This is a genomic window from Terrisporobacter sp., assembly GCF_017888745.1.
Classification (GTDB): domain Bacteria; phylum Bacillota; class Clostridia; order Peptostreptococcales; family Peptostreptococcaceae; genus Terrisporobacter.
Genome location: NZ_JAGHFM010000362.1, coordinates 1 through 9,378, shown reverse-complemented (window position 1 = coordinate 9,378; position 9,378 = coordinate 1). Strand labels below are relative to the sequence as shown.

General features: G+C 26.3%; 12 protein-coding genes and 1 pseudogene. 4 read left to right on the top strand and 9 right to left on the bottom strand.

Annotated features, from left to right (window positions below; all coding sequences use genetic code 11):
* The 5 genes from J7G74_RS15900 to J7G74_RS15880 all read right to left on the bottom strand — a co-directional run.
* Nucleotides 1-181: DnaB-like helicase N-terminal domain-containing protein (locus J7G74_RS15900; protein WP_297137132.1), on the bottom strand; the 181-nt coding region annotated here is incomplete at its 3' end.
* A gap of 6 nt (nucleotides 182-187) precedes the next feature.
* Entirely contained in the window at nucleotides 188-1,009 is an 822-nt protein-coding gene (locus J7G74_RS15895) for a hypothetical protein (RefSeq protein ID WP_297137130.1), read from the bottom strand.
* A 9-nt stretch (nucleotides 1,010-1,018) separates the two neighbouring features.
* Nucleotides 1,019-1,315 carry a hypothetical protein gene (locus J7G74_RS15890; protein ID WP_297137128.1) on the bottom strand — a complete coding sequence of 99 codons (297 nt, stop codon included), beginning with the start codon at nucleotides 1,313-1,315 and terminating at the stop codon, nucleotides 1,019-1,021.
* 15 nt (nucleotides 1,316-1,330) lie between these two features.
* Nucleotides 1,331-1,522, bottom strand: coding sequence for an excisionase (locus J7G74_RS15885; protein ID WP_297137126.1), 192 nt, complete (start codon nucleotides 1,520-1,522; stop codon nucleotides 1,331-1,333).
* A gap of 125 nt (nucleotides 1,523-1,647) precedes the next feature.
* Nucleotides 1,648-1,860 carry a helix-turn-helix domain-containing protein gene (locus J7G74_RS15880; protein ID WP_297137124.1) on the bottom strand — a complete coding sequence of 71 codons (213 nt, stop codon included), beginning with the start codon at nucleotides 1,858-1,860 and terminating at the stop codon, nucleotides 1,648-1,650.
* A gap of 152 nt (nucleotides 1,861-2,012) precedes the next feature.
* Here J7G74_RS15880 and J7G74_RS15875 point away from each other — a divergent pair, with 152 nt between their 5' ends.
* The 4 genes from J7G74_RS15875 to J7G74_RS15860 all read left to right on the top strand — a co-directional run bounded on the left by J7G74_RS15875 (nucleotide 2,013) and on the right by J7G74_RS15860 (nucleotide 6,057).
* Entirely contained in the window at nucleotides 2,013-2,366 is a 354-nt protein-coding gene (locus J7G74_RS15875) for a helix-turn-helix domain-containing protein (protein WP_297137122.1), read from the top strand.
* A gap of 127 nt (nucleotides 2,367-2,493) precedes the next feature.
* Nucleotides 2,494-3,378 carry an ImmA/IrrE family metallo-endopeptidase gene (locus J7G74_RS15870; protein WP_297137121.1) on the top strand — a complete coding sequence of 295 codons (885 nt, stop codon included), beginning with the start codon at nucleotides 2,494-2,496 and terminating at the stop codon, nucleotides 3,376-3,378.
* 656 nt (nucleotides 3,379-4,034) lie between these two features.
* Nucleotides 4,035-4,739: a Fic family protein gene (locus tag J7G74_RS15865; protein ID WP_297137119.1), complete on the top strand. Its 705-nt coding sequence runs from the start codon at nucleotides 4,035-4,037 to the stop codon at nucleotides 4,737-4,739.
* A 142-nt stretch (nucleotides 4,740-4,881) separates the two neighbouring features.
* The gene (locus J7G74_RS15860) at nucleotides 4,882-6,057 is read left to right on the top strand and encodes a tyrosine-type recombinase/integrase (RefSeq protein WP_297137116.1); all 1,176 of its coding nucleotides are present in this window, start codon (nucleotides 4,882-4,884) and stop codon (nucleotides 6,055-6,057) included.
* Between the two features lie 324 nt (nucleotides 6,058-6,381).
* On the opposite strand, the gene J7G74_RS15855 is transcribed toward J7G74_RS15860, so the two are convergent.
* From J7G74_RS15855 to J7G74_RS15840, 4 genes and pseudogenes are all read right to left on the bottom strand, one after another.
* The gene (locus J7G74_RS15855; protein WP_297137113.1) at nucleotides 6,382-6,645 is read right to left on the bottom strand and encodes a hypothetical protein; all 264 of its coding nucleotides are present in this window, start codon (nucleotides 6,643-6,645) and stop codon (nucleotides 6,382-6,384) included.
* 795 nt (nucleotides 6,646-7,440) lie between these two features.
* Nucleotides 7,441-8,037, bottom strand: coding sequence for an SdpI family protein (locus tag J7G74_RS15850; RefSeq protein ID WP_297137110.1), 597 nt, complete (start codon nucleotides 8,035-8,037; stop codon nucleotides 7,441-7,443).
* Between the two features lie 13 nt (nucleotides 8,038-8,050).
* Nucleotides 8,051-8,308 carry an autorepressor SdpR family transcription factor gene (locus J7G74_RS15845; RefSeq protein WP_297137107.1) on the bottom strand — a complete coding sequence of 86 codons (258 nt, stop codon included), beginning with the start codon at nucleotides 8,306-8,308 and terminating at the stop codon, nucleotides 8,051-8,053.
* A 242-nt stretch (nucleotides 8,309-8,550) separates the two neighbouring features.
* Nucleotides 8,551-9,378, bottom strand: a pseudogene (locus J7G74_RS15840) (IS1595 family transposase); the annotation flags it as partial.

Sequence of the window (9,378 nt, the reverse complement as noted above, 5' to 3'; positions counted from 1 at the left end):
TGATTATATCAATAACCACCCCTTTTTTATGTAGTTCTAACATTCTGTTGAATATAATCCTATGAGCTTCGTTATAAAAAACATTACTAGATAAGCTTTCAACTTCATATATTATGTTTTTATCTAGTAATATAGCTCCTAATATGGTTTGCTCTGCTTGTGTGTTATGTATATTATTCACTTATATTCACTCTCCACCTATTTTAAAATCTAGTACTTTCCCCTTAGGTTCTTCCACTGGATCATGTGATGATTCTTCATAATTTTCATCTAAATAATCTACGTATGTAGTTCCAAAGAACCTATCTCCACCTTGAAATTTTAAATCCTTAAATCCATTCTTTCTTTCGCTTTCTACATAGTCTATATATCTTTTAATGCACTTTTCTATTTGCTCATATCCATATTCACTTATAAGCTTAGGTATTTTTTGCATGGCTTTAGCTTTATTTTTCTTATGTGGATATAATTTCCAAATTGTTTCGCTAGATTCACTATATATATTTTTATTAATTCTTTTTATTAATTCTTTTTTAGAGTTCCGGATTTCAGTTTTAATATCAGTTTCAATATCAGTTCTAGTGTTATCGTTCAAACCGTTGAAATCACTTTGTTTATCAGTTCTATTTTGAGTTCTATTTTCAGTTTCAATATCAGTTCTATTTTTTTTATATGTAGTTATACGATAAAAACTAGCAGAATTATTGCTATTACTACCTTTTTGTATAACTTCTAGTAGTCCTTCATCAACAAGCTCAGCCAAATAAGTTGAAATTACACTTTTGCTTAATTTATACTTTTTAGCCGAAAATTTATACAAATCATTGCTTAATCCACTAAGTGTTAATTTAACTACTCCAATATCAAATTCTTTTGACTGTCTTTGATAATTTTCATTAGAACATATAGTTATGTATAGTAATTTTTTCTTGAACTCTTTTTCTGTATTTCCCTTAACTCTATTACATTTCAATACTTCTAAGTCTGTCTTATAAAAATCTCTTTGCAATCACCTCACCTACTCTATCGAATTACTAGAGAAACCAATATCTATCCCCATTTCTAAAAATTTAGTGAGCTTCTTTAATGCTTTTATTACCACCACATTGCCAGATTGGTCATCTCCTAATACTGCATACTTTCTGCTTTCTTTTGTTTCCTCATTATCACTAACAAACATATTAAATTCTCTATCACATATCTTTATATCAACTAAATATCCACTTTCTAAATGTGAACCTTGCTCATTGAATATATCATTGTAATGTCTTTGTATTTTCTCTACATCAAAAACTATATATCTTAAATCTTTCATATTCTCTACCTCCTTTTAAAACTGTTGTCCTATAGCTGTATTTTCTAGCCATTCATCCACTTTGCTACGAATAATTAATATCTTCTTGCCTACCTTAAACATTGGAAAGCCTTTAGATCTTGTTAGTTCATAGGCTTTTATATATCCTATTCCTAAATATTCAGCTAATTCTTTAACTGTCATCGTTCTTCTATTGTGTTCACTCATAATATTCAACCCCTATCTGTTATTAATTAAGTTTATAAACTCAAGAATAGTCATATTAGGAAATATGCTACTTAATAGCTTTAACTGTTCCCCAGTCATTTTTATACTCATGTGAATCCACCTTCCTACTCTTCTACTTCTATAAGCAATTTTTCTACATCAATATCCAGTGCATTAGCTATCTTATATATGGTGCTTGGCCTTGATATTACTTTATCTCTCGTTAATCTTGATATCGTGGCTTTTCCAAGTCCGCTTTTTTTAGAAAGTTGATTAATTGAGTATCCTTTCTTCAACATCTCTAAGTTCAAAGCTTTTAAATTTAACTTATAATACATTGCTCATCCCCCCTTATTATTTTCGAAACCGTTTGGTACATTTTCTATATTTATAATTATATTGTACCAAATAGTTTCAAGTCAACAGTTTTTTTATTTTTTGTTGTTCCATTTGGTTTCATATTCTTGTATAATATAAATGAGGTGATTAAATGAATATTGGAGAAAATATAAAAAAGTATAGGAAATTAAAAAAAATGTCCCAACAAGAATTATCTTCCTTATCTGGAGTTCCTAGAGTAAGCATTAGTAGATATGAAAATGGTGATAGAATACCAACAATAGATATTGCTAGCAAAATAGCTGATGCTCTAAATATCGATATAAATACTCTTTCAGGAAAAGTTGCTAATGATACGGAAGAGCATTCTAACAAAGACAAAAATATAGACGACGATATAAGAAGAATTGAACGCGCTAAAAATAAAATGCCTAAAAACAAACAGAAGGATATGATTAATATGTTAAAAATCGCTTTTAGTGATTACTTCGATGACGAAGATTAGGTATCAATATATAAATTTTCTAATTAAACAAATATATGTAAATTTAAATATTAACTCGTATCCCATAAATATATTAGATATATTTTCTAATTTTAAAAACTGTAGGGTGGTTTCTTATAGTCATCATATGAAGAGATCAAATATAACATATAGCCAAATGATTGGTTTTGCTAACTCTAAAGATGCATCTACAGTATACAACAATAAAAGATATCTAATATTTTATAATGATTTAATTAGACCTTATGAAAGGCAATGCTGGACATTAGCGCATGAGTTAGGTCATATAATGCTCGGGCATCTAGAAAATTATAATAATACTAGAATTTTCCGTTCTTCTCTCTCTGACAGTGAGTATACATGGATGGAAAAAGAAGCTGATTATTTTGCATCTCAATTACTTGCGAATAATTTAATATTAAAAGAGCTTAAGATTGAGAACTCTACACAAATAGCTAAGTTATCTAATTTATCAAAACAAGCTTCTAAAAATAAATTTGATAGCTTTAAAAAATATCTTAAATTTAATTTTAAAACTACTGATTTAGATAAATTAGTTTTAAATCAATTTGATGCTTTTATAAATACAACTATATGTACGAATTGTGGATACAGGATTAATACAAAAAAATGTTTTTGTCCTATCTGTAACGAATCTAACTTTGAGAGGGTGGTAACAGAAATGATATATGATCAATGTTATGAATTAAACGAAAAAAGTAGAGCTATAATATGCCCTAAATGCGAAAATGAAAATCTTGAACATGCTGGATCTTATTGCCAAATATGTGGCACATATTTAATAAATAAATGTGCTGGTCAACATTATATAAAAAATACTGATCCTGATGACTATGAAAATAATTCTTGCAACACCTTAGCTTCTTCTAATGCTAGATACTGCGTTGTATGTGGCTCAAAAACTACATTTTTTGAAAATGAATTGCTTGAAGATTATAATATAGAGAAGCAAAAAAAAGAAATATTAGACCCTGATAGCTTTATTTTTTAGCTCAAGGTTATTTTAAATTTAATACAGTTAGCAGCAAGTAAGTTTTACAGATCAGTAGTTATATATTAGTAATACTATTAAAATCACTTACACCAATATTAGGGTGAGTAAACTATTACACTGTAGTGATAAATAATACTAAGCTTCTAAATAAAAATATAACTACAAAATAAATTATTAAAATAAAAATATGGTTTTTAAATAAAATAATCTCAGAATCCAAATTTGGATTGTGAGATTCACATTAACTTTAACTTTTTTGAGAAAGTTCTCGGTTAATAACCTTATCTCATTTTTAAAAGATAATCAAATAAACTTGGTAATTAGTACTCACCATAAAATATTGGTCAGCTAAAAACTCACCTCTAAATTTAGGTTAGTACGAAAATCTCGCCGATCTTCAAAATGAGTATTTTCTCTTTGAAACTGAAAATATAAGTATGTAGTTACTATAAATATATTCACAGTACCTACAAAATACTATGAACAATTTTATAAAATTCATAAAGTAGTTAATCACAAAATTGTGAATGTTTATTTAATATAAGGCTAATAATCTTATCCAGTAGTACAATTAGTCGATTATACAAAATAAGCTTCTTAGAAGCTAACTCATTAGGTCATAAGCCTATAAATTATTGAAAGTGAGGTCAAATATGAACGATAAATTTATAAACGCATTACTAGAAACAAGAGATTTAAAAAACTCATTGTATAGCATATTAAAACATAGCTTCTTATACCATTCAAATAAAATAGAAGGAAGCACATTTACAACAGAAGCTTTAGCCCTTTTGCTAGATAAAAATGTTGTAACTGGTAAACATACCTTAGATGATGTTCAAGAAACTGTAAACTCAAGTTATGTATTTGACACTATAATAGACACTTTAGGCTCTAAGATAACAGAAAGTTATTTAAAGAACTTACACGCTAGCTTGATGTTTAATACTTCACTTCATGCAAAGGGATATTCTGGCATATATAAAACAATACCTAATATGATAATAGGTACTAATACTAAAGTATCTCAACCTTTTGAAGTACAAGCAAAAATAAGCGAATTATTAGAATGGTATTATAATCTTGATAATATAACTATTAAGGATATAGCTGAATTTCATTATAGATTCGAGGTAATACATCCATTTCAAGATGGTAATGGTCGTATAGGTAGATTTATTATGTTAAAGCAAATGTTAGAAAATAATTTACCTCTAAAAATAGTATCTTGGGATACAGAGGATTTATACAGAAGCTCATTGTCTTTATGCTCTATAGGTAATTATGAGTCCCTAGTATCATACCTAGATAGCTTAAATGATTTTAAAGAAGATTATAAAGAGTTTTATGTACTGTAGTTATAAATGATACTAAGCTTTCAAATAAAAATATAACTACATGATAATTATTTATATTTTTTTAATTATTTTGTAGTTACTGAAAATATCTATCTAGTAACTACGAAATTACAGCTTTAAATAATAAAAATGAGGTGGTAATATGGCCAAAAGAAGAAGCAATGGAGAAGGCTCTATTGTTAAAAATATAAGAAACGGAGTACAAGTAGGCTGGAGAGCTTCTATCACCATAGGAACTGACGACAAAGGTAAATTAGTACGTAAACAATTTACAGGTAAAACTCAACAAGATGTTAAAAACAAGCTTCAAGAATATAAAAAACAAATGCTTATGGGTGTATTAAATGAGGACAAGCTAACTGTTTCAGATTGGTTTTATTCATGGTTATTTGACTATAGGAAACAAGATTTAAAACCTAAAAGCTTCCAAAGATACCATGGAATATATAAAAACTATGTAGAAAATACTGACTTTGGAAATATAAAGCTTAATGATCTAAGAACAACACACCTACAAAGACATTACAAAAAGTTATTGGATAACGGAACTACTCCTACAACTATAAGGCAAATTAATACTAACTTGAAAACTTGTTTAAATGAAGCTGAAAGGCAAGGATATATACAAAAGAATTGGTGTAAACTTGTTACTCTCCCTAAGAAAGAAGATAACAAAGAGGTTAAGGTATTAACTAAGCAAGAACAAGAAAAGTTCCTGGAAGCTATTAAAGGACATGAACTTGAATTATTATATATAGTTGCTCTTGGAACTGGATTAAGAATTGGGGAAATATTAGGTTTAAAATGGTCTGATATAGATTTTAAAAATAATGAGCTTCATGTTAATAGAAACTTGCAGAAAGTTGCGTTATATGAAGATGATAAAATTATTGGTTATGATGTTATAGAGTCAACTCCTAAGACTAAAAATTCATTAAGAACTATACCTGTACCCCAAAATATAATTAAGAAGCTTCGAACTCATAAGAAAGAACAAAATGAGCTTATATTATTATTGCAAGAAGAATACGATAATAAAAATTATGTATTCTGTAATAAACTAGGAAAACCAATAGAAGATAAACGACCAGGAAGAAACTTAAAGACTATACTAACCTCTATAGGTATTGAGCCTATTAAATTCCATGCTCTAAGACATACTTATGCTACTAGATTATTTGAAGCTGGTATACCTCCTAAAACTGTGCAACATTTAATGGGTCATTCTGATATAGAAACTACCATGAATATTTACACTCATGTGATGAATGAACAAAAACTAGAAGCTGTTGAAAAGATAAATAGTATATTTGGATAAGAGTTATATGTAATAATATAGCTCTTTATTATTTAATTGTTATTATTAATTTATCTCATTCTTATTTTAAAAATAAGCTAGATTAAGTCTTTTACTTTAATCTAGCTTTATCATAGTAATAATATATATTTAATTTATCTTTTATGTTCAGTAATTAATATCATTGTGATTGAAGTTCATTGCTATAAATTAGTTTTATAATTATAATATATTTGAAATGCGAACAAAAAATACCGCATATTCTTTTGAATAATACGGTATGTTATATCATTTATAAATATTTAATTTTATTTTCATAAATTTTAAGTTACTAAAAACTCTCTTTTATAAATTGATTACGTATGTAAATATTGCTGAAGTTCCTAATAAAATAGCTAAATCAATCAAAGCTAATTTACTCTCTTTCTTTATGATTGCTATTACAAGAGTAATAATACTTACTATAATATTAGTACAAGCTAAAATAATATTAGTAAATAATCCAGTAAAAACTATAGTTTCTAATAGATATAAACCTGTAATAATAAATAGAATAGTGTGCATTATTTTAATCGATTTACTCCTGTTCCTAAAAATATTATTAATCATAGTATTTTACCTCCTTATAATATTAATATTTAAAATTGTTTAGATATTTATTTACATATTATAGTATATAAATACCGTACTATTCAATTTTCAAACATCAAATTCTCTATTTAATTCCCAATAATTTCAAAATGTGAATTTATTTTTTTAATAACTTCTTAGTATTCTAAGATTCATCTCTAATTAATTATCCATCTTTAGTAAAAATCTCATTTACTTATGGTACGATTGTAGATATTTTAAAACTTTAAATTTATGTTCTTCTAAATTTGCATTATAATTTTAATATGTCAAATTAAAGGTTGTGATTTTTTATGGATATTATTTAGGTATATTTGTAGATATTGTAGATTTTATACTGACTTTAGTTTCAAGTGATTGTATCCCAAAAATTTAAAAGTTTTTAAAGAAAAAAGGATTAATCTGATGTAAGTAATATTAAATAATTAAAGTAATGATTCAATAGACAAAAATATTGATCTATTATGATGTTCCCAAAACATATATTTTCGTAAACACATAAAGTAACTATAAATTTTATTTGCATTGTATATCAATTGTAAAGTTTCATTTATAAATATTTTACTGTATATATAAATAAGTCAGATATTTATTATCTATTTTTTCTTTAAATAAGGCTATGTTTTAATACAGCGTTGATATTAGAAAGAATTTTAATAACAAAAAAGTAGGAGTTATACCAAGATATATAACTCCTACTTTTTATTCACATTATATTAAATTTGTTCATTAAATATAATTGATAGTTTTAAATTTATTTAGAGTATAGATTTATTAATTCAAGCCTTTTAGTTTCTTATAATAAAATATATAAGAGTATATACCAGGTATAATAATCCAAGTTAAAACTCCAACAATCCCCACTGTATCGCCATCAATGAAAAATGACATAATAAACATTGCTATTGCAATGGGAAAAGATGAATACCCTACCAATCTATGTGCAGCTTTCCAAGTTTCTTCATCTCTTATCGTCCAAGGTAGCCTTAATCCTAAATATCTATTAAAAGGTATTTTAGGTGATAAATTACCAAAAAACATTATAAATATTGATATTAAACCAATGATCAATGTTTTATTATCTTCAGTAATAGAAGTTTGATTATTTTGTGACCATGAAGCAAATATAAAACAAAGCATAGCTATAAATATAGTAAACATATTTAAAAATCTAAAAGTTTTAACTTTAGGATTATCTTCTGATAATCCTACTATTTTACTTGCCTGTCTATCTAACACAACTAAGGAAATAATAGCTAAAATACCCAGTATCAATATATTAACATTTCTTTCTGACATCACAAATCCTACAACAAGCATTAAAAGTGATGTTACTAATAATATAATTCTTGTGAAATCATTTTTTTTCATAATATTTCCCCCTTTATTTTTTGAATATTTCCAAGAAGTTACCAAGAACTTCTTGAATTACAGAAATATTAATAGAATAAATTATAAATTGACCTTTTTTTTCAGAACTTACAAGTTCAGCTTCCCTTAAAATATCTAAATGTTTTGATATTGATGGTTTTGACATATCAAATTGTTCAGCTATTTCGCCTGCACTCATATCTTTATCATTAAGCAACTTCAATATTTCTCTTCTTGTTTTATCGCTTAAAGCTTTAAATGCTTTACTCATATAATAACTCCTTTCAATTATTTTATAGATATTTAGCTAATTAGTTAAATATCTATATTTGAATTATATTAAATTTGATAAAAAAATACAACTACTTTGTTGAGTTATTCATATATTTATAAATAAATTATATATTTTAATGATAAAAAGAGTATCCTATATTGATACTCACTTATTTCGTATTATATAACAATTACGTACTTATTTTTATTATAGAATTCTTTTTACAAATTTATTACCAGTTACATAAACTGTGGTATTCTTAGTTTAAAATCCTTTATTCTAGTATAAGAATATGCCACATTACTTTGTACGATAAAATTTTTAGTTTTAATAGATTCTCTATCAGTTTCAAATATTCTTAACCACTTAAACCAATGCATATAGTTAGAGATATACTTACTTGCAACACCATTAAATCTACGCATCCATTTCTTTAAATTACTGTGTAAATTGTTAATGTGTTAAATGTGGTAAATACCTTCTTTATGCTTACCTGTTTTTATACGTTTGTGGTCTAAATTAAAGTCTGTATCAAATCTAATATAAGACTTATGGCTATCTGTACATAATATAGAACTTTCTCCTATATGACCTTTATAAAGTCTCTCGAGTTCTTTATATGTCATTCTACCTTTACATAAAGGCTCTATTATTAAATTTCCCTGCCTATCTAAAGCTGTAGCAATACAAATCTACTCCTTAGATATACCTCTCTTTTTAATCTCATTACCTCTTTTACGAGATTTTCTTGGCATATTACCAGTTCTTGTACCTTTAAAACTCTCAGCAAAAAATACTTCATCCGATTCTATTACTCCATCAACGTGTCCAGTACCTAAAAAAGCACTTATACAATCAAGTATTTTATATCTCCAGAAGAAACTGGTTGCTATTAATGCCTACAATTTTAGCCGACTTTCTTATTGATAACCCCATAATCATACATTTAGCATATTTAAGCCACTTATCTAAAGATTTCTTACTTCTATATGTTGCAGAGTTTGTAAAATCAGTAAAAGTCTTTCTACAATCTTTACAGATATATCTTTGCTTACCATTGTATTTAC

Bases quoted from the DNA above. Each gene is read 5' to 3' on its own strand.
- J7G74_RS15885 (WP_297137126.1), bottom strand. From the start codon at position 1,522: ATGAGTGAACACAATAGAAGAACGATGACAGTTAAAGAATTAGCTGAA.
- J7G74_RS15855 (WP_297137113.1), bottom strand. From the start codon at position 6,645: ATGATTAATAATATTTTTAGGAACAGGAGTAAATCGATTAAAATAATG.
- J7G74_RS15890 (WP_297137128.1), bottom strand. From the start codon at position 1,315: ATGAAAGATTTAAGATATATAGTTTTTGATGTAGAGAAAATACAAAGA.
- J7G74_RS15845 (WP_297137107.1), bottom strand. From the start codon at position 8,308: ATGAGTAAAGCATTTAAAGCTTTAAGCGATAAAACAAGAAGAGAAATA.
- J7G74_RS15865 (WP_297137119.1), top strand. From the start codon at position 4,035: ATGAACGATAAATTTATAAACGCATTACTAGAAACAAGAGATTTAAAA.
- J7G74_RS15880 (WP_297137124.1), bottom strand. From the start codon at position 1,860: ATGTATTATAAGTTAAATTTAAAAGCTTTGAACTTAGAGATGTTGAAG.
- J7G74_RS15870 (WP_297137121.1), top strand. From the start codon at position 2,494: ATGAAGAGATCAAATATAACATATAGCCAAATGATTGGTTTTGCTAAC.
- J7G74_RS15875 (WP_297137122.1), top strand. From the start codon at position 2,013: ATGAATATTGGAGAAAATATAAAAAAGTATAGGAAATTAAAAAAAATG.
- J7G74_RS15860 (WP_297137116.1), top strand. From the start codon at position 4,882: ATGGCCAAAAGAAGAAGCAATGGAGAAGGCTCTATTGTTAAAAATATA.
- J7G74_RS15850 (WP_297137110.1), bottom strand. From the start codon at position 8,037: ATGAAAAAAAATGATTTCACAAGAATTATATTATTAGTAACATCACTT.